Genomic DNA, 22,931 nt, shown 5'->3' on the forward strand with positions numbered 1-22,931 from the left:
CCATGAATAAGCCCAACGTCAGCCTGATCGACGTCTCCAGCTATCTGCCCGGCGCGCCGATCCCCGCCGACTACTACGCACAGTTCGCCGAATCCGACGAGCTCCGCGAGAACGTCATGTTCCGGGCCCCGAAGTTTCGTCATCACGTCGCGCCGGACGAGAGTTCGATCGACATGATCGAGCGTGCGGTGCAGGGACTGATCGAGCGGCATGGTCACGACGTCGTCGAGGGCGCGGACGTGCTGATCACCCACACCCAGGTACCCGACATGGCGTTCTACGGGCAGGGCGGCGGCATCGCGCACCGGCTGGGGTTGCGACCGTCCTGGGTGCTCGACCTGAACAACGGCGGGTGTGCCGCGTTTGTGTTGGCGCTCAACGTGGCCCGCAAGCTGCTGTCGTCGGGTGAGGGGCGCACCGCGCTGATCGCGATCGCGCAGAACGCGGCCGGTCAATTCTTCGACCAGCCCACGATTCGCCGCAAGGCGCAGTCGGCGGTGCCCGGCGACGGCGCCGCGGTCGGACTGGTCACGGTGAGCGATCAGTCGCCGATTTTGGATGTCGAGTGCCGTACCTACGGCGAATTTGCGGGCGAGATGACGCTTTCCTACGACCCGCCGCGTAAGTGGTGGGAGTCGGGGCCCGGCGAGGGGAGCATCGGCTTCACCGAAAGCAAGATCACCAAGGTGCTGGCCCGTGGCAACCGGCAGGTTCCCGAGGTGGCATTCGCGGTGTGCGACCGAATCGGCCTGCCCGCCAAGAACATCGATCTGATGGTGACCAACCAGCCCAACCGGGCGTTCCTGCGCAACTGGCGCGACGCGCTCGAGCTGCCGCCGGAACGACATCGGGACACCTTCGAAGAGTGTGGCAACCTGTTCGGCGCCGGGATCCCGATCAACCTGGATAGTGCGATATCCGACGGGCAGCTCAAGTCCGGTGATGTGGTGCTGATGGCGGGCTTCGCCCATGCCGGTGACTTCGCCGGTGCGGCGGCGGTGCGCTGGGGCGGGCGAGGCTGATGCGACCCTTGGCAACTTCTGCGGCGGCGGAGGTCGACGAGGCGATCGCGCCCGGGATCGACCCATTCGCCTTGTCGCTCAACGAGAATCCGTTTCCTCCGCTTCCGGCGGTGCGGTCGGTGTTGGTCAAGTCGATCGATGCGGCCAACCGGTACCCGGAGTTCCTGCCCGAGCGGTTGCGCAACCTGATCGCGAGTCGGATCGGGGTCGGCTCGGGTCAGGTGGTGCTCGGTGCCGGTGCGACGGGTGTGGTGCTGCAGACCCTGCAGGCACTGACGGTTCCGGGTGACACGATGGTGATGGCAACACCGACCTTCGACGGTTACCCGATCATCGCGCAGATGGCACGGCTGAATTCGGTGACGGTGCCCCTGGACAAGGGCGGTCACAACGACCTCGACCGGCTTGCCGACGCGGCGGCGAGCGCCCGCGTCGTGGTGGTGTGCCGGCCGCACAACCCCACCGGCACCCTGGAGCCGGCGACGCACCTGTTTCGGTTCCTGCGCCGGGTGCGGCGCGAAACCATCGTGCTGCTCGACGAGGCCTACATCGAATTCGCCGCACCCGAACACCAGATTGACGTCTCGGCGCTGGCGCGGCGATTCCCCAACGTGGTGGTGGTGCGGACGTTTTCCAAGGCGTACGGGCTTGCCGGGCTGCGGATCGGTTACGGGGTGGCAGCCGACGAGTTGGCCGCGACGATGTGGTCTCACCAGTTGCCGTTCGGCGTCGCGATGACCAGTTTGCCCGCCGTTGCGGCGTCCTACAACGCTGAAGACGAACTGCTACAACGAATCCGAATGATCACCTCCGAGCGGCGCTATCTCCGGATGCGATTGAGCGCGCTCGGGGTGTACACCACCGATGCGCACGCAAACTTCATGTACCTGCCGTCAAGGGATGGGCAGGATCGCCAGTGGAGTGAGATGTTCGCCGACAGCGGGCTTCGAGTGCGCTGCTATCCGGGTGGCGGCGCGCGGATTACCGTGGGCAGCCGCGCATCCACGCTGGCGGTGCTGGCCGCAGTGGGTAAATGATCACACGCTGAATCGGGCTGGGTTGACGCGTTTTGACCGCAAGTGCGGTATGAAAAGGCGTGGCCCCGGATGACAAGCGTGACCCGATCGCCGCGGCACGGACCAACTGGGACCGTGCGGGCTGGGGTGATGTCTCGCAGGGCATGGTCGCTGTGACCTCGGTGATGCGTGCGCATCAGATCCTGCTGGGCCGCGTGGAGGCGGCGCTGCGACCCTACGACCTGAGCTTCTCGCGCTACGAATTGCTGCGGCTGCTGGCGTTCAGCCGGACCGGAGCGCTGCCCATCGCCAAGGCGTCCGACCGGCTGCAGGTTCACGTCACCAGCGTGACCCACGCGATCCGCCGATTAGAGGCCGACGGGCTGGTCCAGCGGGTGCCGCACCCCACCGATGGGCGCACGACGCTGGTGCAGATCACCGACCTCGGCCGCTCCACGGTCGAGGACGCCACCGTCACGCTCAACGAGCAGGTGTTCGCCGATGTCGGCATGGGCAGCGCCGAATCGGAGGCACTGGTGGAGTCGATTGAAACGTTGCGCCGCAACGCCGGTGACTTCTGACTTAGCTGTTGCGCAGCATCTCGATGACGGCGCTGAAATCCTTGTCCGCGTGGGAGGCATCGGACGCGACGAACTCGGCGTAGATTTCGGCGGCGTGGCTGCCCAGCGGCGCGGTCGAACCGGTTGACGTGACCGCATCCATCGCCAGACCCAGATCCTTGTTCATCAGCGCGGTGGCGAAACCAGGCTTGAAGTCATTGTTGGCCGGCGATGTCGGAACCGGTCCGGGCACTGGGCAATTGGTGTGCACCGCCCAACAGTTGCCGGTCGCGCGGGTGATCACGTCGAACAGCGATTGCGCCGACAGGCCCAGCTTCTCGGCCAGCACGAACGCCTCGCCAATCGCGATCTGTTGCACCGCCAGCACCATGTTGTTGCACACCTTGGCGGCCTGGCCGGATCCGGCGTCGCCACAGTGAATGATCTTGCCCGCCATGGGTTCCAGCACCGGCCGCGCTCGTTGCACCGCGGACTCGTCGCCGCCGACCATGAATGCCAGCGTGCCGGCGACGGCACCCTTGACCCCGCCGGAGACCGGTGCGTCCAACTGTGAAACTCCGTGCGACTGCGCCAGCGCATGCAACTCGCGGGCGTCGTTGACCGAGATTGTGGAGCTGTCGATGAACAGCGCGCCGGCGTGCGCGGCCGGCAGCACCTCGGCGTAGCAGCGTTTGACGATATCCCCGTTGGGCAGCATGGTGATCACCACGTCGGCCTGTGCCACCGCGTCGGCAGCGCTGTCGAAGACCTCGACGCCGCCTTCGGCCGCGGCTGCCGCCGCCGCGGGCACCGGATCGAATCCGCGAACGGTGTGGCCCGCGTTTCCCAGATTCGCCGACATCGGCCCGCCCATGTCCCCCAGCCCTAAGAAGGCGATCTTAAAAGGCTCCGTCATTGCTGCCCTTCTAAGCGGTGACTCGAAATCGTCCGGCCTCGGCGCGACCGACCACGACCCGCATGATTTCGTTGGTCCCCTCGAGGATTCGGTGCACCCGAAGATCGCGGACGATCTTTTCCAGACCATACTCGCGCAGGTAGCCGTAGCCCCCGTGTAACTGCAATGCCTTGTCCGCGACCTCGAAGCAGGTGTCGGTGACATAGCGTTTGGCCATCGCGCACAGCTCGACCTTGTCGGGGTCGTTAGCGTCCAACGCACTTGCCGCCCGCCACAACATCATTCGCGAGGTCTCCAGGCCGGTCGCCATGTCGGCCAGGGTGAAGCGGATCGTCGGTTCGTCGAGCAGTGCGGAGCCGAACGCCTGCCGATCCCGCACATACGCCCCCGCCTTGTCGAAGGCCGACTGCGCACCGCCGAGCGAGCACGCCGCGATGTTGAGCCGGCCGCCGTTGAGGCCGTTCATCGCGATGCCGAAGCCGGTGCCCTCGCCGTCGGCGCCGCCCAGCATCGCCCCGGCGGGAACCCGGACGCCCTCCAGAATCACCTGTGCGGTGGGTTGGGCGTGCCAGCCCATCTTGTCCTCAAGCGCGCCGAAACTCAGTCCCGCAGTGTCCTTCTCGATGATGAAAGCCGAAATCCCGCGCGGGCCCTCACCGCCGGTGCGGGCCATCACCACGTACACGTCCGAGGCGCCCGCGCCGGAGATGAACTGCTTGACGCCGTCGAGCACGTAGTCGCCGCCCTGCTTGACAGCGCGGGTGCTCAATGCGCTGGCGTCGGATCCGGCGCCGGGCTCGGTCAGGCAGTAGCTGGCGATGACATCCAGTGGCGCCAGCCGCGGTATCCACTCTTTGCGCTGTTCGTCGGTGCCGAAGCTGTCGATCATCCACGCGCACATGTTGTGGATCGATAGGAAGGCGGCGGTGGTGGGATCGGCGATGGCGAGCTGCTCGAAGATCCGAACCCCGTCGAGTCGGCGCAGGCCACTGCCGCCGACGTCATCGCGGCAATAGATCGCCGCCATCCCGAGTTCGGCGGCCTCGCGCAACACCTCGGTGGGGAAGTGCTTGGCCGCCTCCCATTCCAGCGCATACGGAGCAATCCGCTTGGCGGCGAATGCGGCTGCCGTCTCGGTGATGACGCGCTCGTCGTCGTTCAGGGCGAACATGAACCTAATCCATTGTCGGGATGGAGAATTCGGCGCCATCCTTGATGCCGGACGGCCATCGCGACGTCACGGTCTTGACCTTGGTGTAGAACTGGATCGATGCCGGGCCGTGCTGGTTGAGGTCGCCGAAGCCGGAGCGCTTCCAGCCGCCGAAGGTGTGATAGGCCACCGGGACCGGGATCGGCACGTTGACGCCGACCATGCCCACCTCCACGCGCGACACGAAGTCGCGCGCGGCGTCGCCGTCGCGGGTGAACACCGCGACGCCGTTGCCGTATTCGTGCTCGGACGGCAGTCGCAACGCTTCTTCGTAGTCGTGGGCCCGCACAATGCACAACACCGGGCCGAAGATCTCTTCGGTGTAGATCGTCATGTCGGTAGTCACGTGGTCGAACAAGGTCGGCCCGATGAAGAAGCCGCCTTCGAGGTTGGCGTCACCGAATGTCAGGTCGTCGCTGCGCCGCTCGCGACCGTCAACCACGATCTCGGCGCCCGCCGCCACACCCTGGTCGATGTAATTGCGCACCCGCGCCAGTGCGGCCTCGGTGACCAGTGGGCCGTAGTCGGCCTTGGGATCCAGGCTGTGGCCGACCCGCAGCTGGTTGATCCGCTCAACCAGCCTGGCGCGCAACCGGTCCGCGGTCTGTTTACCGACGGGCACCGCGACGCTGATCGCCATGCAGCGCTCGCCGGCGCTGCCGTACCCGGCACCGATCAGCGCGTCGACGGCCTGGTCGAGATCCGCGTCGGGCATCACGATCATGTGGTTCTTGGCGCCGCCGAAGCACTGCGACCGCTTGTCGTGGGCCGCGGCCGTCGAATAGATGTAGTGCGCGATGTCGGAGCTGCCGACGAAGCCGACCGCCTTGATGTCGGGGTGGTGCAGGATCGCGTCCACGGCTTCTTTGTCACCATGGACGACCTGGAATACCCCGGGCGGCAGACCGGCTTCGAGAAAGAGCTCGGCCAGGCGCACCGGCACCGACGGGTCGCGCTCACTTGGCTTGAGTACGAATGCGTTTCCACAAGCCAGGGCGGGACCGGCCTTCCACAACGGAATCATCGCCGGGAAGTTGAACGGGGTGATGCCCGCGACCACGCCCAGCGGCTGGCGCAGCGAGTAGACATCGATACCCGGGCCGGCACCCTCGCTGTATTCGCCCTTGAGCAGGTGCGGGATGCCGATAGCGAACTCGATCACCTCGATGCCGCGCTGAATGTCGCCGCGGGCGTCGGGAACGGTCTTGCCGTGCTCCAGGGACAGCAGCTCGGCCAGCTCGTCCATGTTCTTGTTGACCAGCTCGATGAACTTCATCATCACCCGCGCGCGGCGCTGCGGATTCGTTGCGGCCCAGCCTTTTTGGGCCTCAACCGCCGATGACACCGCGGCATCGATGTCGGCCGCCGACGCCATCGGTACTTTCGCCTGCACCTCGCCGGTGCTGGGGTTGAAGACGTCGGCCGTGCGAGTGGACTGGCCGGCGACGCGCTTCCCGTCGATGAAGTGCGGGATCTGTGCGGTCATGGGTGCCCTTGGGTGTCGTTCGCGTATGAAAGCGGATACTTGCATATCCTAGTAACCGGGCTCTGACCTTGGCAAGGTGGGTTACCTGTCGCTACCGCGCGGGCTAGCGTTGAGGCTGGTATGCACAGTATCGAAGCCGATTACCTGGTCATCGGCGCGGGTGCCATGGGCATGGCGTTCGTCGACACGCTGGTCTCTGAGACAGAGGCCAGCGTCGTCGTGGTGGACCGCAACGACGCGCCAGGTGGCCATTGGACCGCCGCTTACCCGTTCGTCCGGTTGCATCAGCCTTCGGTGTTCTACGGCGTCAACTCGCTTCGGCTCGGCCGCGACACCGTCGACCAGGCCGGTTGGAACGAAGGGCTTTACGAGTTGGCGACCTCCGGGGAAGTCTGCGCCTATTACGACCACGTGATGCGCCAGCAGCTGGTGCCGACCGGGCGGGTCCGCTATTTCCCGATGAGCGAATACCGCGGCGCGGGCCGGTTCGTCACGCTGGCGGGTGGCGACTACACCGTTGACGTGGCGCACCGGGTCGTCGATGCCACCTACATGCGGGTGACGGTGCCCGCGATGCGGCCGCCGCCCTACCCGGTCGCGCCGGGTATCGCCTGCGTCCCACCCAATGACCTGCCCAGCCGCACCGCCCACAAGCGCTATGTCGTGGTCGGGGCCGGAAAGACCGGCATCGACACCTGCCTATGGCTGCTGGGCCATGGCATCGCGCCGCAACGGCTGACCTGGATCATGCCCCGCGACTCCTGGTTGCTGGATCGCGCGACAATGCAGCCCGGCTCGATGTTCGCCGATCGGATCAAAGCCGGCTTCATCGCACAGCTGCGCGCGATCAGGGACGCCACGTCATCCGACGATCTGTTCGCCCGGCTCGAGGACGCCGGCACCCTGCTGCGGATCGACCCGGCGGTCCGGCCCACCATGTACCGCTGCGCGACCGTCACCCAGGCCGAGCTCGACCAGCTGCGCCGCATCGACGACGTCGTCCGGATGGGTCACCTGTGCAAGGTCGAGAGCGACCAGATGATTCTCGAGGGCGGCGTACGGGCAATGGACGGGGACGCTCTCTACGTCGACTGCACCGCCGACGGCGCCGAAAAGCGCCCTGCTGCTCCGATTTTCGATGCCGGCCACATCACGCTGCAAAGCGTGCGCGGATGCCAACAGATATTCAGCGCGTCGCTGATCGCTCACGTGGAGGCGGCGTACTCGGATGACCCCACCCGCAACCAACTGTGCGTGCCGTTGCCGCACCCCGACACCGACCTGGACTGGCTGCGCCTCGCCCTGGCCGACTACGGCAATCAACTGCGCTGGTTCGACGACCCCGGCTTGACGGCCTGGCTGTCCGCCTCGCGCCTGGATCTGTTCGGTCATCTGGTGGGCCAGCTGCTTCCGCCGGCCTCGGCCAAGCCCCGGGTGCGCGATCGGATACTAGGGGTCGCCAAAACCGTCCTGTCCGCCACCGCGGCGAAGCTCGACGACCTGGTCGTCGACGAAGCATCCGTGTCGCACTAAAGCCGGCGCTTGCAAAGATAATTCGCGAGGTCTAACTAGCCGGACCCGAGAACTTTTGAAACTGGCTGACCGCCGACGCGGACCGCCACATCGCGGTCATCGGCGGCCCACTTGTGCTTGAGGTGAGACTTGCATGATAGCGCCGGCTTCTCCACCAAGAACCAGCTCAGCGCGGCTAGTGGCAGGGTAGTGATCACGCCAAGGACAAAGAACGCGAACGTATTCAAGCCGGCAAGCCCGCAGACGGCCAGCATCTGTTGAGGGATATGAATAGATGTACATGCCATAGGGCAGATCCGTACGCAGACTCAAGCGCCTGTTGTGGATGAGCGATCCCGAAACGACGATGGCGTACGCCAGCGGAATGGCAGCGGCTACCTCTCTCCCGCGGGGGAAGTACTTACCCATCAACTGCCGATCGCGCCAAAGCCGTTGCCCGCATTGATGGTTCGCGAGGTCGACGGGGTCATCGAGGTATTCGCTCCGCCGAACCCCGAACGGTCTGCCTAAGCGGTCTTTGTGTTGCCGTGGACACTGGGGCATCAGGTCGGCCGGCCTCGGCGGTAGCCCATTTCTTCTTGAGTCGAGATTTGAGAGACATTGCGGGCTTTTCGATGACGAACCAGCTCAGTGCGGCCAACGGCAGGGTAGCTATCGTCGAAATGACGGCGAATGCAAACGGATTGAGATTGATCAGCCCGCTGATCACCAATACCTGCTGGACTGGGAATCCGTAAATGTAGAAGCCATACGACAGATCCGTTGGCAACCTCAAGTGCTTGTTGCGGATGAGCGCGCCAGGAACGACGACGGCATACGCCAGTGGAAGAGCGCCGACAAGACGATAGTCGGGCAGCAGGCTGGCCGCGAGAACGATAATCACACTTACTGCGACGAGCGACCATCGGGCGGGAATGACGTGTTTCCACTGGTACATCACGGCACCGGCGGCGAACATGAGGGCGAAGCGTGTCAGGACTTGGTAACCGTTGATAGCCCCGGGCGGGGTGGGCGGTAAGAGTTGCAAGAACGGAACGCATAACGTAGCTACGGCCACTATTGCCGCAGAAGTCCATCGGCGATTAGCCAGTCGCGCTATTCCGAGAGCGGCCACAGCGAGGTAGCACAGCACCTCAAAGAAGAGGGTCCACAGATTTCCGTTCCAATACCCCGACATCGGGATCCCTGTGGGCGTTCCACCGACGTCCAACTTCGTAATGAACACTGCGCTGTTCGCCGCCACGAAGTCGAATGGCGCGCTGGATCGGAGCAGCTGTCCGGCGGGTCCGCCCTGAATCGCCACACCGATCGGGGCGAACACGAATGCGGTGATGACTAGGCAAACGTAGAACGCGGGGAGGATGCGCAGAGCGCGAGCTATGAGATAGTCACGGACTCGTGGGTGGTTGAGCCAACTTGCGGTGATGAGGAAGCCCGACAGCGCAAAGAATCCGTCGACGCCGACGTCAGACATGAGTTGTAGTAGGGGCGCGGGCGGAAGGACGTGACCGGGAAGCACGAAGGAATGACAGAAGATCACTTCGGAGGCCATGATCAACCGCATCGCATTCAATGCATTGCGGTGTGAATCGAATATCTGCCCAAGCTTCATTCGTCGTTACCAGCCTTTATTCATTGTTACTGGCCGTCCCTGCCACCCGGGTAATCGTGCCCGCACCCGTCCTCCGCCACCAGGTCGGTTCCCGAGTGCCTCAGACAGTCGATTCCGGCTTCGACGGTAAAAGCGGGTAGAGAGGCTTACCAGCTGCCCCGCTGGTGTCGGGTTCGGCGGCTTCGGAGAGCTGGGCCTCAGACCACCTCCTCGTGAGTCGAGATTTGAGAGACAGTGCGGGCTTTTCGATCAGAAACCAGCTCAGTGCGGCCATCGGCATGGTCGCGATCGTCGCAATGATCGTGAATACGAATGGATTCAGACTGGCAAGACCGCAGATAGCCAGCAACTGTTGGATCGGGAATGCGTAGATGTAGGTGCCGTAGGACAGATCCGTCGGTAACCTCAAGTGCTTATTGTGGATCAGCGCGCCGGAAACGATGAGGGCGTACGCCAGCGGTATAGCGCCGACTAGACGGTAGTCGGGCAGTAGGCCGGCCGCGAGAACAACAACAACACTCACCGCGACGAGTGACCATCGAGCGGGAATCACGTCTTTCCACTGATACATGACAGCGCCGGCGGCAAACATGATGGCGAAGCGCGCAAGGCACTGCGGCATGCTCCAAGTTCCGGGGAATGTCATGGGCGGCAAACACGCAGCCAGTACCAGTGCCAGTGCCAATACCACCGCAGAAGTCCATCGGCGATGAGCCAGCCCCGCAATTCCCAGGAGTGCGACGCCGACGTAGCACAGCACCTCGAAGATGAGGGTCCACAGCGATCCGTTCCACATGCCCGGATATGGGATTCCGGCCGGCGTTCCGCCCACATCGAACTTGAGCACCACTATTGCGCTGTTTTCCAAGACGAATTCTAACGGCGCGCCGGACGATAGCAGCTTTGCGGCTGAACCGCCCTGAATCGTCACACCTATCGGCGCGAATACGAAGGCGACGACGATCAGGCAAACGTAGAACCCGGGAAGGATGCGCAGACACCGAGCTATGAGATAGTCACGGACTCGTGGATGGTTGATCCAGCTGGCGGTGATGAGGAAGCCCGAGATCACAAAGAACCCATCGACGCCCAACGTGAACAGCATTTGCCGTACCTGCACCAGCGCCACGACGTTACCTGTGATGCCGAAGGAGTGCCAGAAGATCACTTCGGCGGCTAGCATCAGCCGCAATGCATTCAGTGCATTTTTTTCGTGGATCGAATATCCGCCCGAGTTTCATATGCCGGCACCAGCCATTTTGGCTCTCGGATTCAGCGCCGTGAATCTAGACCTTGTCTTCAGTGCATCAATTCGGACATCGAAAACTTGAGCCCTTATCATCCACCCGCCTCTATCCGTCGGTCCCCCGCCGGATGAGTTTCGGCGCCGATCGTCGATCATATACGATCCGATCATCGTATACGGTCCCTATCCCGAGGATCAACTACCGATTCCCAGAAGTGTTGCCCAACCGGCCTAACGGTGTAACCACTCCTCCTATCTGTTGGCGACAGTTCCACCGCCCCCGGGAGGGTCGTTATGCCTATCTCCATGTTGCGAAAATGCCGGGCGTCGTTCGCGACCGGCCTGCTATTGCTGGCCGGGTGCTCGGTAACGAAGCCCGAGGCGCATCCGTCGGTCATGATGGCCCCGGATGCCGGTGCAACGCCGTTGATCACGGCACCGCCGTCAGCGGCGAATGGTAACGAGGTCGCTATCGATGGTTTCGCGTTTGCACCCGCGACCCTGACGGTCAGCGCGGGCACCACGGTCACCTGGACCAATCGCGACGAAGAACCCCACACGGTGGCCGCAAGCGACGGCTCGCTTCATTCGCCCGGCATGGGGACAGGGGCCACCTTCACCCACATCTTCTCCACCGCAGGAACTTTCGACTATGTCTGCTCGATTCACCCGATGATGCACGGCACCGTGGTGGTGACCCAATGAACCACGGTCCGAACGCGATGAATCGCCGCCAGTTGATCCGGCACACGGCATGGTTCGGCGCGGCGGTCGGGTTCTCTGTGGCCGCCGGTGAGGTGATCTCACAGGTCGCCGGTGCCGAGGCGGCCGAGCGCGCAAAAGCCCTGCCCGCCTTGCGGTTCGCTCAGATCAGCGACAGTCACATCGGCTTCACCGGCGCGCCCAATCCGGACGTGTCCGACACGTTCGGTCACGCAATCGACCAGGTCAACAACCTCAGCTACACACCGGATTTCGTGATTCACACCGGCGACCTCACCCACTTGTCCAGTCCCGGCCAGTTCGACCAGGTCAAGCAGATGATGAGCGGCCTGAGGACGGCGCACGTGTTCACCGTGCCGGGCGAGCATGACTCGGTCGACGATGCGGGGCAGAAGTACCGAAGCGCCTTCGGTGCGGGATCGGTGGGGGATGGTTTGTACAGCTTCGACACTGCCGGCGTTCACGTGATCGCGCTGGTCAATACGTTGAATCTGCGCAAGCTCGGGCACCTTGGGGTTGATCAGCTGGAGTTTGTCGAGAAGGATGTCGCGGGACTGTCGAGCGATACACCGATCATCGTGTTCAGCCACATCCCGTTGTTCGCGATGTACCCGGATTGGGGCTGGGGTACCGACGACGCGACCCAGGCGCTCAGTTATCTGCGCCGATTCGCCTCGGTGACGTGTATCAACGGGCATGTCCACCAATTGTTTTCCAAGACCGAAGGCAACGTCTCGTTCTACAGCGGGACGACAACCGCCTATCCGCTGCCCCATCCCGGCGACGGGCCAGCACCCAAGCCGATCACGCTGCCGGCCGGAAAGCTGTACGACGCGCTCGGCATTCGCGAGGTCAGCTACACCAAGGGTGAGACCGCATTGGCTTTGAAAGAACAGCGGCTGCAATGAATCTCCTGCTCCGGATCGGCTTCGCCGTGTCTTTGCTCGGCAGCGCCGAAAGTCACGCGTACCTCTATGTCCATGGTTACCGGAACATTCCAATGATCGGCATGGGCTTTCTGGTCCAGGCCAGTGTCTCTTTCGCGGTTGCCGTGCTTATCGCGCTCGGCGGTCCGTGGTGGCTGCTCTGGATGCTGGCCGATTACCCCTGGGGCGTCAGGTTCGGGAGGTTTCGGAGAGCTCGGGAGCCGACCACTTCGGCTTCGATGTGAGCCGGGATTTGAGAGACTGTGCGCGCTTCTCGATCAGGAACCAGCTCAGCGCGGCCAGCGGCAGCGTCGCGGTGGTGGCAATGACGAAGAACAGCAAGGGGTTCAAACCGGCAAGGCCACTTACGGCCAGCAACTGCTGAGTCGGTGATGCATATATGTAGGTGCCGTAAGACAGGTCCGCGCGTAATCTCAACCGCTCATTGCGGATCAGCGACCCCGAAACGATGATGGCGTACGCCAGCGGAAGAGCACCGACCACCCGATAGTCGGGTAGCAGGCTCGACACCAAAACGATGAGCACGCTCACCGCGACGAGCGACCATCGAGCGGGAATCACGTCTTTCCACTGATACAGCAGCGCCCCAGCCGAAAACATGATCGCAAAGCGCACGGCCAGCTGTAAGTTGGTCCATTCCCCGGGGAATGTGAGTGGCGGTAACAATGTCGCCCCAAGCACTGCGAACGCGAAGACTGCAAGGGAAACCCAACGGCGATTTGCAAGTCCGATCAGCCCGATTCCCGCAACGGCGAGATAGCACAGCACCTCCCACATCAGGGTCCAGACCGAGGCGTTCCAGACGCCGGCGTCGGCAACGCCCCTCGGTGTGCCGGCGATACCCAGCGCAAGCGCCGACAACAGTGTGCTGTTTTTCAAGACGTACTCGACTGGCGCACTGGATAATAGAAGCTTGCTGACCGGGCGACCCTGAATCGCCAGACTGAGCGGGGCGAACACGAACGCCGTTACCACCAGGCAGACATATAGCCCGGGCAGGATGCGCCGAGCTCGAGCCAGCAGATAGTCACGCAGTTGCGGGTTCCGAAGCCAACTCGATGTGATCAAGAATCCGGAAAGCGCAAAGAAGCCGTCAACCCCGACCGAGAAGAGAAGCTGGAGAACCGGCTTGGACGACACGCTATGGCCCGTGACGGGGAAGGAATGCCACAGGATCACCTCGGCCGCCAACGCCAATCGGAAAGCGTTCAGCGCGTTGCGTCTTGGATCGAACACCTGCGCCAGTTTCGTCTGCGGTCGCGTCACGGTCCCAGCCCCCATGTGACGCCATCATAACGTCACTTTAGGGATGGGTTCGGCGTCCGCACAGAGGCTTTGGCGCAGCAACGACAGCGACTAGGCGGGGCGCCTGACTTCAGTGAGCTCAGCGCCGGACCGCTTGCGCTTGAGTCGCGCTTTCAGCGACTGCGACGGCTTCTCTATCAGGAACCAGCTCAGTGCGGCCATCGGCATGGTAGCGATCGTCGCGACGATCGCGAACACGAATGGATTCAGACTGACCAGCCCGCAGATAACCAGCAGCTGTTGGATCGGGAATGCGTAAATGTAGGTGCCATAGGACAGATCCGTCGGCAACCTCAAGTACTTATTGCGGATGAGCGCACCGGAAACGATGAGGGCGTACGCCAGCGGAATAGCGCCAAGCAGACGGTAGTCGGGCAGTAGGCCGGCCGCGAGAACCATGACCAGGCTCACCGCGACGAGCGACCAGCGGGCGGGAATCACGTCTTTCCATTGATACAGCAGTGCGCCGGCCGCGAACATGATGGCGAAGCGGGCAATGCACTGCTGATTGGTCCACGTCCCCGGGAATGTCATGGGCGGAAGGGATGCAGCCAAACACAACGCTAGTACGAACACCACCGCAGAGGTCCAGCGGCGACGAGCCAGTCCCGCTAGTCCGAGAAGCAGAACCGCGACATAGCACAGCACCTCATAGATGAGGGTCCACAGCGAACCGTTCCACAAACCCGGATACGGGATTCCGGTCGGCGTTCCACCGACATCGAACTTGAGCACCACTACCGCGCTGTTTTCCAACACGAACTCGAATGGCGCGCGGGACATGAGTAACTTTGCGGCCGAACCACCTTGAATCGCCACGCCAATCGGTGCGACGACAAACGCGGTCACCACCAGGCAGACGTAGAGCCCGGGCAGGATGCGAAGAATCCGAGCTACGAGATAGTCACGGACGTGGGGGTTGTTGACCCAACTCCGGGTGATGAGGAACCCCGAGATCGCAAAGAATCCGTCGACCCCCACCCCGAACAGTAATTGGCGTACCGGCGCGGACGGCGGGATGCGACCCGTGACGGCGAAGGAGTGCCAGAGGATCACCTCGGCGGCCATGGCTAGCCGCAACGCATTCAGCGCATTTCTTCGCGGATCAAGTACTTGCCCGAGTTTCAAAGGCTGTCACCAGTCGTCCGTGTTCCCGGCGCTATTCGTCTTTGCATCTAAGCGTATTCGCCCCTTGTTTGCACTCGCGTCACCGGAGTGGCGCCGCGGTTTTCTACTGCGGCACCACCAGGATCGGCCGGACTTGGACTGTTTGGAGCCGAACCGGTTTCGTTTGAGTGCAGGCCGGCCAGGCTACCGTGTGCCATGGCTACCTGGAGTCGACTGCCCGGCAGTGGGGTCCACCACCGAGGGGGCGTCAGCTTGGGGGCGGGCTCGAGCAGACCACTTCTGTTTGAGACGAGACTTCAGCGCCATCGAGGGTTTTTCGATGCTGAACCAGCTCATCGCGGCCAGCGGCAGGGTAGTGCAAAGCGCGACGACGAAGAACACGGCCGGGTGCAGGCCACCGAGCCCAAGCACGACCAGCAGCTGCTGAGTAGGAAATGCGTAGATGTAGACGCCGTAGGACAGGTCCGTACGCAATGTCGTGCGCTTGTTGCGGATCAGCGAACCCGAAACGATGACGGTATATGCCAGCGGAAGGGCGGCGACCACGCGGTAATCGGGCAACAGCATGCTCGCGGCGGCGACGACGACCACGCTCGCAGCGACGAGGGACCAGCGGGCGGGAATCACGTCTTTCCACTGATACGTCAGGGCGCCGGCGGAAAACATGATGGCCGAGCGCACCGCGAGCTGGGGGATGGTCCATGACCCGGGGAAGGTGAGCGGCGGCAAGAACATCGCTGCAACGACCGCGAGCACCAGGATCGCCGGTGAAACCCATCGGCGATTGGCGAGGCCGAGGATGCCGATAACGGCAACCATGAAGTAACACAGCACTTCCCAGATGAGGGACCATAGCGAAGCGTTCCAGACTCCCGGAGATGCGACCTGCAGCGGCGTCCCGGCGACATCGAACTGAAGCACCGACACCAGAGTGGCGTTTTTCAAGACATATTCGAACGGCGCGGTGGACAGCAGTAGTTTCGCGGGCGAACCACCCTGAACCGCGACGCTGAGCGGGGCGAACACGAACGCGGTGATGATCAGGCAGACGTAGAGCCCGGGCAGGATGCGCAGAGCTCGGGCGGTGAGATAGTCGCGGACGCGCGGGTCGCGGAGCCAACTTGCGGTGATCAGGAATCCCGAGATCGCAAAGAACCCGTCAACACCGACCGCGAACATCAGCTGGAGCAGTGCGTGCGGCGGCATGTGGCCCGTGATCGGCCAGGAGTGAAACAGCATGACCTCGGAGGCCAGCCCCAACCGAAAAAGGTTCAGCGCGTTACATCGGGGATTGAAAACCTCCGCAAGCTTCATCTGCACTATCCGTATCTGTTGTCGACCCCCCGCGCAGTCGGGCAGATTTCCGCACGGAATGCCCAAGGTAGCCGATCAACCCCCGACAATCTCGGGTTTAGTACAACCCGACGTCGCTGCTTTGCTAAGGGCGGGCGGCGACAACGTGGAAAGCCTGATGGCCTGTTGTCTTGCGCTATCCGTAGCGCTGGTGCCTCAGGCGTGACCGCGCAGGTCCGCGACAAACTTCTGCGTCTCGTCCCAGCTGGGCAGTAGACCCGCCGCGCGCACTTCGTCGAAGCTGGGGGCGGCGGCATCGCGGTCCGAAAAGCTGGGTGCGGCTCCGTCGACCAGCGGCCAGTCGATGCCCAGCGCCGGGTCGGTGGCAAGGATGGTGTGTTCGCGTTGTGGGGTGTATTCCGCCGAGCACAAATACATCACCGTCGAATTATCCTGCAGAACAAGGAAACCGTGCCCAAGACCTTCTGAGACGTAGATCGTTTTGTGATCCTTGTCGTCGAGTAGCACCGCGTCCCACTGGAGGAACGTCGGAGAGCCCACCCGAATGTCGACCACCACGTCGAATACCGCGCCGCGCACACAGGTCACATATTTGGCCTGGCTAGGGGGCACCTGGGCGAAGTGAATACCCCGCAGGACGCCGGCGGACGACACCGAGCAATTGGCCTGCTGCACATTCAACCCATGACCGGCGACGGAGCTGAAATCGCTGTCTTTGAGCCATTCGAAGAAGATGCCGCGGGAATCGCCGTGAACTTTCGGAGTGATCTCCCAAGCCCCGGGCACTTTGAGTTCGCGAACTTCCATCTCACTGCCCTCGTTCTTCGTAACGGGCTTCCGACGCATCTTTGAGCGGACGCCACCAGGATTCGTTGGCCCGATACCAGTCAATAGTCTCGCGCAATCCCTCTTCGAAGTCGGTATGCTTTGGCGCCCAGTGCAATTCGTCATACAACAGGGACGGGTCGATGGCGTAGCGCAGGTCGTGGCCGACGCGGTCGGTGACATGGTCGAAGTCGTCGGGCTCGCGACCCATCAGCGCAAGCACCGTGCGCAGCACGGTCAGGTTGTCGTGCTCGCCCTCGGCGGAGATCAGGTAGGTCTTTCCGATCTGACCCTTGTCGAGGATCTGCCAGACCGCACTGTTGTGGTCGTCGACGTGGATCCAGTCGCGGACGTTGGCGCCGGTGCCGTACAGCTTGCACCGTCTGTCGGTTAACACATTGGTGATCTGCCGTGGGATGAACTTCTCGATGTGCTGATACGGCCCGTAGTTGTTGGAGCAGTTGGACAAGGTTGCGCGCACGCCGTACGACCGCACCCAGGCCCGGACCAGCATGTCGGCGGCGGCCTTGGTGGCCGAGTAGGGGCTCGACGGATTATAGGGCGTCGACTCGGTGAACCGCTGCGGGTCGTCGAGTTCCAGGTCGCCGTAGACCTCGTCGGTCGAGATGTGGTGCAGCCGGACCCCGCGGCGCCGCACCGCCTCCAGGATTGTGTACGTCCCGACCACGTTGGTGTGCAGAAACGGCTCGGGGTTGTCCAGCGCGTTGTCGACGTGGCTCTCGGCGGCGAAATGCACGACCGCGTCCGATTCGGCGATCAGCTGGGACACCAGCTCGGCGTCGGTGATGTCGCCCTCGACCAGCCTGATGGCATCGTCGACGTCGGCCAGCGACTCGCGCCGTCCTGCATAGGTCAGGGCGTCAAGCACCGTCACAGAAACGTCGGGACGCTCGCGCACGGTGCTGTGCACGAAATTGGCGCCGATGAAACCGGCGCCACCGGTGACCAGCAGTTGCATGGTCAAACCCTATCCGAGGGTCGCGATCAGCTTGCGGGGGTCAGCCCAAGCGGCTTGGCAAGTTCACTCAGCGCAGGCAGCAGTGTCTCTTCGTTGTAGCCGCCCAGCACCTGGATCGCGACGTGGTCGGCGCCGGCCTCGAGGTGCTCGTTGAGTCGTTTCACGATGGTCTCCGGGGTGCCGTAGGCCACCACCGCCTCGATCAGCCGGTCGCTGCCCGGCTTGCGCACGTCGTCCTCGGTGAACCCCAGCCGCAGCCAGTTGTTGACGTAGTTACTCAGCCCCAGGTAGTGCTCGACGAGCCCGCGGCCGGTGGCAAGCGCTTCGTCGCGGTCGGTCGTCAGCACCACCTTGTGTTCCGGGGCCAAGAACACCGAATTGCCCAGCTGTTCGCGCGCCTTGGCGGTGTGTTCCGGTGTGGTCAGGTACGGGTGAGCCCCGGCGCTGCGCTCCGCGGACAGCGCCAACACCTTGGGTCCGAGTGCGGCGAGCACCCGCCGGCTGGTCGGCACCAGCGCCTCGTCGAGAGCGTCGAGGTAGCCGACCAGCGCGGCGTAAGGCTTGACGTACTCCTGGGTGTGCTCGGGGTGGCCGACTCCGAGGCCAAGCAAAAACCTTCCGGGGTAAGCACTTTCGATGCGCTTGAAGGATTCGGCGACGGGTTTGGCCGCCGCCGTCCAGATGTTGACGATGCCGGTGGCCAGCTGCAGCGAGCTGGTCTGCCCCAAAGCCGTTTCCACCCAAGCCAGTTCGGCGTCCGGCGATCCGCCGATCCAAGCGCTCGGGTACCCGAGCGCTTCGATCTTGGCCGCCAGCTCGGGTGTCACCGAACGAGTGGGCAGCCACGCACCATAGCGGCCGAGGTTGGGCTTCAGTGCTGCGGCGTCGTTCATCGAGGTTCCCCTCCGCGGTTGGTTACGAGCGGTTCAGTCCGAGCGGCCCCGCCAATTCGGCCAGTGCCGAGACCAGGTTTTCATCTTTGGTCAGGACCTGCACAGGCACATGGTCGGCACCGGCCGCGACGTGCTCGTTAAGCCGTGCGGCGATCGCGTCGGAGGTGCCGTAGGCCACCACCGCATCGACCAGCCGGTCGCTGCCCGGCCGGACGACCTCGTCGTCGGAAAAGCCCGACCGCTTCCAGTTGTTGCGGTAGTTGACCAGGTTGAAGTACATGTCCAGGGCCTTGCACCCGACCGCGCGGGCCGCGTCGGCGTCGGTCGTCAGCACCACCTTGTGCTCGGGCGCCAGAAACGCCGACGTGCCGATCAGCTCACGTGCGTGCGCGGTGTGTTCCGGAGTGGTCAGATACGGGTGCGCGCCCGCACTGCGTTGCGCCGAGACTCCCAGCACGCGCGGGCCCAGGGCGGCCACCACCCGGCGATCGGCGGGCACCCCGTAGTCGTCAAGGCGGTCCAAGTACTCCACCAGCGCGTCGTAGGGCTTCTGGTATTCGCTGATCACCTCGCGGTGGCCGACACCGATACCGAGCAAAAAGCGGTCCGGGTACGCCGTGTCGATCCGGTGGAACGACTCGGCTACCTCCTTGGCGGGCGCGGTCCAGATGTTCACGATTCCGGTGGCCACCTGCAACGTGGTGGTCGCGTTCAGGATGGGCTCCACCCACGCCAGCTCAGCGGGCGGGGAACCGCCTACCCAGACGGCTCCATAGCCAAGGGACTCGATTTCTTTGGCCTGCTGGGGCGTTACGCCCCGTCCGAACGATCCGAACCGGCCGAGATTGGGTTTGCTTGCAGCTGCGTCGGTCATGACGTCTCAAACCGCGCCGATCGTGACGCTATTCCTCGCTATTGCGAGTCGGCTTCCTCGATGTCGTCGTCCGTGGCGGCGACATCCGCGGCGGCCGGGCGCTGCAGCGGCAGCAACACGATGAACCGGGTATCGCCGGGCTTCGATTCCACCCGCAGATCCCCGTGATGTTTCTTGACGACGATGTTGAAGGCGAGGTCAAGCCCGAGGCCGGTGCCTTCGCCGAACGGTTTGGTGGTGAAGAACGGCTCGAAGATGTGCTCGCGGATTTCTGCGGGGATTCCCGGCCCGGTGTCACAGATCTCGACCCGGGCCATGTTCTCGCCGTAGCGGCAGGTGCGGACGGTCAGCGTGCCACCCGTGTCACGCATCGCGGCGATTGCGTTGTCGATGATATTGGTCCACACCTGGTTGAGATCTGCTGGATAGCAAGGGATTTCGGGAAGTGACTTATCGATATCCTTGACGACGTTGATCGCCTTGGAGTCCTTGTCCGTGTCCTTGGTCAACCGGTCGGCGAACATCACCAGCGTGCTGTACAGCAGGTCGTGCACGTTGGTCACCTGGAACGGCGCCCGATCCATTTGCGAATACTGCTTGGCATCGGCGACCAGCGCCGAAATCCGCTTGCTGGCTTCCAGAATCTGGTTCATCAGCAGTTCGCCTTCGATGGTGTAGTTGATCCATCGGATCGCCTGCTCCAGCGACGTCGACGCGAGTTCCTCGGTAACCGTGGAAATCCGCTCCAGCCAATCGGTGTCGATGCCACCCTCGACGAACGTCGGCGCGATGTCCCAGCCGCCGTCGATGCCGTGGTCGTCCAGCCAGTCGCCGACGGCGTCCTCACGGTCGGAGGTCTCGATCGCGCTCAAGTGCTGCGACGCGACTTTGGCGACCTGCTCGGCGACCCGCTCTTGCAGGCGCACCAGGGCGCTGAGCGCCTCGGGTGAGACGGTGCCGTCGGCAAGCATGGCCAGCTTGTGCCGCATGTTGGCCACTCGCTCGCGCAGATCCGACGCGGCCCGAGAGATCGCCGCGGCCGGGTTGTTGAGCTGATGGGTCAGCCCGGCCGACAGCCGGCCCAGCGCCAGGAGCTTCTCCCGGTTGTCGATGATCCGGCGGGTCCGGTCGGTGCCGACGGCGATGCCGTCGAGCAGGTGGACTGCCATCGGGAACTGGTCGCGCATGAACTGGGCGAAGACGGGCGCGTCCATCACGAAGAAGCGCGACGGCTTGGTCACGTGGACCGAGGCGTCGTAGTTCTTCTGCTTCCCGCCGGTGAACGCCCGCCAGGCGCCGCAGTAGACGCCGCGCTGCGAGGTGCGATTGGTTTCGATGTCCTGCCCGCCGGAGAGCTTGGACATCATCAGCTCGCCGGAGATCATTACGTAAAAGCACGTCGCCGGTTCGCCTTCGACGCAGATCGGGCCCGGCTGGTAGTCCTCGATGTGGCCCTGGCTGCACAACACCGCGAGCTGTTCGTCGGTCAGGGCCTCGAACAGGAACAGGCTGCGCAGCTCGTCGGGCTGACACGGCATGTTGGCGGTCATGATTCCGCCAAGTAGCGGTGGACCAGCATCACCGCCATCGACCCTTCACCGACGGCGGCCGCCACCCGTTTGGCAGACGTGGAGCGGACGTCGCCGGTGGCGAACACGCCCGGCACGCTGGTTTCCAGGTGATGCGGTGGGCGGTCCAATGTCCAGCCGCACACGTTGCGCAGATCCGGGCCGGTCAGGATGAAGCCGTGGTCGTCGCGGGCGAGCACCCCGTCCAGCCAGTCGGTGCGCGGGGCGGCGCCGATGAAGATGAACATCCGGGCGCAGGAGACTTCCTCGATTTCCTCGGTCCGGTTGTTGACCAGCGTCAGCCTCTCCAGGTGGCCGTCGCCGGTGGCGCGCTGCACCTCGGTGCAGGTCAGCACATTGATCTTGGGGTTCGCCTCGATCTGCTGGATTAAGTAGTACGACATCGACGCCTGCAACGACGGGGCGCGCACCACGATGTTGACCGACTTGGCTGTCCGCGACAGGTACATCGCGGCCTGACCCGCGGAGTTGGCCCCGCCGATCACGTAGACCTCTTCCTCCTCGCAGTCCGACGCGATGGAGATGGCCGCCCCGTAGTAGACGCCGCAGCCGGTCAGCTCGTTGCACCCCTCGGCGTCGAGATTTCGGTAGGCGACGCCGGTGGCGAGGATGACCGCGTGCGCGTCGACGGAGCCGCCGTCGGCGAACCGCACGGTGCGCTTGGGTCCGTTCACCTCCAGGGCGATCGCCTTACGGGCGGTGATGAGCTCGGCGCCGAACTTCTCGGCCTGCCGGCGCGCCCGCTCGGCCAGCTGGCCACCCGAGACCCCGTCCGGAAAGCCCAAGTAGTTCTCGATCCGCGAGCTCTGTCCGGCCTGGCCGCCGGTCGCGGTGCGCTCGATGAGCACCGTGCGCAGGCCCTCCGACGCGCCGTAGACCGCGGCGGCCAGTCCCGCGGGACCGCCGCCGATGACGATCAGGTCGTAGAACTCCTGCGACGGCGTGGTGGTCAACCCCAGCTTGTCGGCCAGTTCCGCATCGGACGGTTCCACCAGCGGGTCGCCGTGTTCGGTGACTACGACGGGCAGCCGCAGGCTGTCGGCGCCGGCGGCGTTGAGCAGCCGCTCGCCCTCGGGTTCGTCGGCCATGAACCAGGAGTAGTGCAGCCCATTGCGCGCTAGGAAGTCGCGAACCTCCCAGGACCGCGCCGACCACCGATGCCCGATCACCTTGGTGTGCGGGATGGGGTGGTCGGGCGCCGCGCGCCAGGCTTCCAGCAGCGCGTCGATGACGGGGTAGAGCTTTTCCTCCGGCGGATCCCATGGTTTGAGCAAGTAATGGTCGAGATCGACGACGTTGATCGCATCGATCGCGGCGTGGGTGTCGGCGTAGGCGGTCAACAGGATGCGCCGCGCCGACGGGTACAGGTCCATCGCATGCTCGAGGAACTCGATACCTGTCATCTGCGGCATCCGGTAGTCAGCGACGAGTGCCGCGACCGTTTCCCCGCGCAGTTTAAGCTGCTTGAGGGAGTCGAGCGCCTCGGCGCCCGACTCCGCGCGCACGATGCGGTGATCCTCGCCGTATTTGCGCCGCAAGTCCCGGGCCACGGCGCGGGATACCGCGGGATCGTCGTCGACGGTAAGGATCACCGGTTTACGCGACTGCGCGGCGCCATCAAAGGGACGTGTCATCGGGGTCAAGTATGCGCTTGTCAGGCCCGGTATGGTGGGGCGCGCGAGCGCTCTGATCGCGGATTTTGGCCACACCGTTCCAGCGGGTAACATGGGCCGACGGTGCGTCATTCCGCGCC

At 63.9% G+C, this 22,931-nt stretch carries 19 protein-coding genes and 3 pseudogenes; 7 read left to right on the top strand and 15 right to left on the bottom strand.

All coding sequences use genetic code 11. The features are described from left to right. Positions 1–2 precede the first annotated feature (2 nt). The 3 genes from H7K34_RS07805 to H7K34_RS07815 are packed head-to-tail and all read left to right on the top strand — an operon-like array spanning position 3 to position 2,619. Positions 3–1,022 carry a 3-oxoacyl-ACP synthase III family protein gene (locus tag H7K34_RS07805; protein ID WP_264061302.1) on the top strand — a complete coding sequence of 340 codons (1,020 nt, stop codon included), beginning with the start codon at positions 3–5 and terminating at the stop codon, positions 1,020–1,022. Beyond that, positions 1,022–2,059, top strand: a complete 1,038-nt coding sequence (locus H7K34_RS07810) for a pyridoxal phosphate-dependent aminotransferase (protein ID WP_264061303.1) — start codon at positions 1,022–1,024, stop codon at positions 2,057–2,059. Before H7K34_RS07805 ends, H7K34_RS07810 begins: the two co-directional genes overlap by 1 nt. A gap of 59 nt (positions 2,060–2,118) precedes the next feature. Beyond that, positions 2,119–2,619: a MarR family winged helix-turn-helix transcriptional regulator gene (locus H7K34_RS07815; RefSeq protein ID WP_108921114.1), complete on the top strand. Its 501-nt coding sequence runs from the start codon at positions 2,119–2,121 to the stop codon at positions 2,617–2,619. Between the two features lies 1 nt (position 2,620). Here the strand turns inward: H7K34_RS07815 and mmsB are convergent, their stop codons facing one another. From mmsB to H7K34_RS07830, 3 genes are read right to left on the bottom strand one after another with little or no spacing between them, the layout of a single operon-like run. Next, the gene (gene mmsB / locus H7K34_RS07820) at positions 2,621–3,514 is read right to left on the bottom strand and encodes a 3-hydroxyisobutyrate dehydrogenase (protein ID WP_264061304.1); all 894 of its coding nucleotides are present in this window, start codon (positions 3,512–3,514) and stop codon (positions 2,621–2,623) included. Between the two features lie 10 nt (positions 3,515–3,524). Continuing rightward, the gene (locus H7K34_RS07825) at positions 3,525–4,685 is read right to left on the bottom strand and encodes an acyl-CoA dehydrogenase family protein (protein ID WP_264061305.1); all 1,161 of its coding nucleotides are present in this window, start codon (positions 4,683–4,685) and stop codon (positions 3,525–3,527) included. 4 nt (positions 4,686–4,689) lie between these two features. Further along, positions 4,690–6,210, bottom strand: a complete 1,521-nt coding sequence (locus H7K34_RS07830) for a CoA-acylating methylmalonate-semialdehyde dehydrogenase (protein WP_264061306.1) — start codon at positions 6,208–6,210, stop codon at positions 4,690–4,692. Positions 6,211–6,330: 120 nt separating this feature from the next. Between H7K34_RS07830 and H7K34_RS07835 the strand changes: the two genes are divergently transcribed. Then, a complete protein-coding gene (locus H7K34_RS07835; protein WP_264061307.1) occupies positions 6,331–7,743 on the top strand; it encodes an NAD(P)-binding protein in 1,413 nt (470 codons plus the stop codon). A gap of 35 nt (positions 7,744–7,778) precedes the next feature. On the opposite strand, the pseudogene H7K34_RS07840 reads toward H7K34_RS07835, so the two are convergent. Next, positions 7,779–8,121 (bottom strand): annotated as a pseudogene (locus tag H7K34_RS07840) (acyltransferase family protein); the annotation flags it as partial. 12 nt (positions 8,122–8,133) lie between these two features. Here H7K34_RS07840 and H7K34_RS07845 point away from each other — a divergent pair. After that, positions 8,134–8,253, top strand: a pseudogene (locus H7K34_RS07845) (Rieske (2Fe-2S) protein); the annotation flags it as partial. Here the strand turns inward: H7K34_RS07845 and H7K34_RS07850 are convergent. Together H7K34_RS07850 and H7K34_RS07855 are read right to left on the bottom strand one after the other, a co-directional pair. After that, the gene (locus H7K34_RS07850) at positions 8,210–9,355 is read right to left on the bottom strand and encodes an acyltransferase family protein (RefSeq protein WP_264061308.1); all 1,146 of its coding nucleotides are present in this window, start codon (positions 9,353–9,355) and stop codon (positions 8,210–8,212) included. The pseudogene H7K34_RS07845 and the gene H7K34_RS07850 overlap by 44 nt on opposite strands. 100 nt (positions 9,356–9,455) lie before the next feature. Then, a pseudogene (locus H7K34_RS07855) lies at positions 9,456–10,596 on the bottom strand (acyltransferase family protein). Positions 10,597–10,895: 299 nt separating this feature from the next. Between H7K34_RS07855 and H7K34_RS07860 the strand changes: the two are divergent. Both H7K34_RS07860 and H7K34_RS07865 read left to right on the top strand, forming a co-directional pair. Further along, positions 10,896–11,306, top strand: coding sequence for a cupredoxin domain-containing protein (locus H7K34_RS07860; protein ID WP_264061309.1), 411 nt, complete (start codon positions 10,896–10,898; stop codon positions 11,304–11,306). Next, positions 11,303–12,232 (top strand): metallophosphoesterase family protein, encoded by a 930-nt coding sequence (locus tag H7K34_RS07865; protein ID WP_264061310.1) that lies wholly within the window; start codon positions 11,303–11,305, stop codon positions 12,230–12,232. Before H7K34_RS07860 ends, H7K34_RS07865 begins: the two co-directional genes overlap by 4 nt. A 207-nt stretch (positions 12,233–12,439) precedes the next feature. Here the strand turns inward: H7K34_RS07865 and H7K34_RS07870 are convergent, their stop codons facing one another. The 9 genes from H7K34_RS07870 to H7K34_RS07910 form a co-directional block, all read right to left on the bottom strand. Beyond that, positions 12,440–13,552 carry an acyltransferase family protein gene (locus tag H7K34_RS07870; RefSeq protein ID WP_264061311.1) on the bottom strand — a complete coding sequence of 371 codons (1,113 nt, stop codon included), beginning with the start codon at positions 13,550–13,552 and terminating at the stop codon, positions 12,440–12,442. A gap of 75 nt (positions 13,553–13,627) precedes the next feature. Continuing rightward, positions 13,628–14,704, bottom strand: coding sequence for an acyltransferase family protein (locus H7K34_RS07875; RefSeq protein ID WP_264061313.1), 1,077 nt, complete (start codon positions 14,702–14,704; stop codon positions 13,628–13,630). 183 nt (positions 14,705–14,887) lie between these two features. After that, entirely contained in the window at positions 14,888–16,018 is a 1,131-nt protein-coding gene (locus tag H7K34_RS07880) for an acyltransferase family protein (protein ID WP_264061314.1), read from the bottom strand. Positions 16,019–16,213: 195 nt separating this feature from the next. Further along, positions 16,214–16,825 (bottom strand): dTDP-4-dehydrorhamnose 3,5-epimerase, encoded by a 612-nt coding sequence (gene rfbC, locus H7K34_RS07885; protein WP_264061315.1) that lies wholly within the window; start codon positions 16,823–16,825, stop codon positions 16,214–16,216. 1 nt (position 16,826) lies between these two features. After that, positions 16,827–17,822, bottom strand: a complete 996-nt coding sequence (rfbB, locus tag H7K34_RS07890) for a dTDP-glucose 4,6-dehydratase (protein WP_264061317.1) — start codon at positions 17,820–17,822, stop codon at positions 16,827–16,829. Between the two features lie 26 nt (positions 17,823–17,848). Next, the gene (locus H7K34_RS07895) at positions 17,849–18,715 is read right to left on the bottom strand and encodes an LLM class F420-dependent oxidoreductase (RefSeq protein ID WP_264061318.1); all 867 of its coding nucleotides are present in this window, start codon (positions 18,713–18,715) and stop codon (positions 17,849–17,851) included. A 22-nt stretch (positions 18,716–18,737) separates the two neighbouring features. Next, positions 18,738–19,589 (bottom strand): LLM class F420-dependent oxidoreductase, encoded by an 852-nt coding sequence (locus tag H7K34_RS07900; protein WP_264061320.1) that lies wholly within the window; start codon positions 19,587–19,589, stop codon positions 18,738–18,740. A gap of 38 nt (positions 19,590–19,627) precedes the next feature. Continuing rightward, positions 19,628–21,139: an ATP-binding protein gene (locus H7K34_RS07905; RefSeq protein WP_264061321.1), complete on the bottom strand. Its 1,512-nt coding sequence runs from the start codon at positions 21,137–21,139 to the stop codon at positions 19,628–19,630. Next, the gene (locus tag H7K34_RS07910; RefSeq protein ID WP_264061323.1) at positions 21,136–22,812 is read right to left on the bottom strand and encodes an NAD(P)/FAD-dependent oxidoreductase; all 1,677 of its coding nucleotides are present in this window, start codon (positions 22,810–22,812) and stop codon (positions 21,136–21,138) included. Before H7K34_RS07910 ends, H7K34_RS07905 begins: the two co-directional genes overlap by 4 nt. Positions 22,813–22,931: the final 119 nt, after the last annotated feature.

Source organism: Mycobacterium montefiorense, assembly GCF_025823255.1.
Lineage (GTDB): Bacteria > Actinomycetota > Actinomycetes > Mycobacteriales > Mycobacteriaceae > Mycobacterium > Mycobacterium montefiorense.

What these genes read in the sequence shown, in the direction of transcription:
- H7K34_RS07870 (WP_264061311.1), bottom strand. Translation starts at nt 13,552, where the DNA reads ATGGGGGCTGGGACCGTGACGCGACCGCAGACGAAACTGGCGCAGGTG.
- H7K34_RS07805 (WP_264061302.1), top strand. Translation starts at nt 3, where the DNA reads ATGAATAAGCCCAACGTCAGCCTGATCGACGTCTCCAGCTATCTGCCC.
- H7K34_RS07910 (WP_264061323.1), bottom strand. Translation starts at nt 22,812, where the DNA reads ATGACACGTCCCTTTGATGGCGCCGCGCAGTCGCGTAAACCGGTGATC.
- H7K34_RS07865 (WP_264061310.1), top strand. Translation starts at nt 11,303, where the DNA reads ATGAACCACGGTCCGAACGCGATGAATCGCCGCCAGTTGATCCGGCAC.
- H7K34_RS07905 (WP_264061321.1), bottom strand. Translation starts at nt 21,139, where the DNA reads ATGACCGCCAACATGCCGTGTCAGCCCGACGAGCTGCGCAGCCTGTTC.
- H7K34_RS07850 (WP_264061308.1), bottom strand. Translation starts at nt 9,355, where the DNA reads ATGAAGCTTGGGCAGATATTCGATTCACACCGCAATGCATTGAATGCG.
- rfbB (WP_264061317.1), bottom strand. Translation starts at nt 17,822, where the DNA reads ATGCAACTGCTGGTCACCGGTGGCGCCGGTTTCATCGGCGCCAATTTC.
- H7K34_RS07860 (WP_264061309.1), top strand. Translation starts at nt 10,896, where the DNA reads ATGCCTATCTCCATGTTGCGAAAATGCCGGGCGTCGTTCGCGACCGGC.
- rfbC (WP_264061315.1), bottom strand. Translation starts at nt 16,825, where the DNA reads ATGGAAGTTCGCGAACTCAAAGTGCCCGGGGCTTGGGAGATCACTCCG.
- H7K34_RS07830 (WP_264061306.1), bottom strand. Translation starts at nt 6,210, where the DNA reads ATGACCGCACAGATCCCGCACTTCATCGACGGGAAGCGCGTCGCCGGC.
- H7K34_RS07835 (WP_264061307.1), top strand. Translation starts at nt 6,331, where the DNA reads ATGCACAGTATCGAAGCCGATTACCTGGTCATCGGCGCGGGTGCCATG.
- H7K34_RS07810 (WP_264061303.1), top strand. Translation starts at nt 1,022, where the DNA reads ATGCGACCCTTGGCAACTTCTGCGGCGGCGGAGGTCGACGAGGCGATC.
- H7K34_RS07825 (WP_264061305.1), bottom strand. Translation starts at nt 4,685, where the DNA reads ATGTTCGCCCTGAACGACGACGAGCGCGTCATCACCGAGACGGCAGCC.
- H7K34_RS07880 (WP_264061314.1), bottom strand. Translation starts at nt 16,018, where the DNA reads ATGAAGCTTGCGGAGGTTTTCAATCCCCGATGTAACGCGCTGAACCTT.
- mmsB (WP_264061304.1), bottom strand. Translation starts at nt 3,514, where the DNA reads ATGACGGAGCCTTTTAAGATCGCCTTCTTAGGGCTGGGGGACATGGGC.
- H7K34_RS07895 (WP_264061318.1), bottom strand. Translation starts at nt 18,715, where the DNA reads ATGAACGACGCCGCAGCACTGAAGCCCAACCTCGGCCGCTATGGTGCG.
- H7K34_RS07900 (WP_264061320.1), bottom strand. Translation starts at nt 19,589, where the DNA reads ATGACCGACGCAGCTGCAAGCAAACCCAATCTCGGCCGGTTCGGATCG.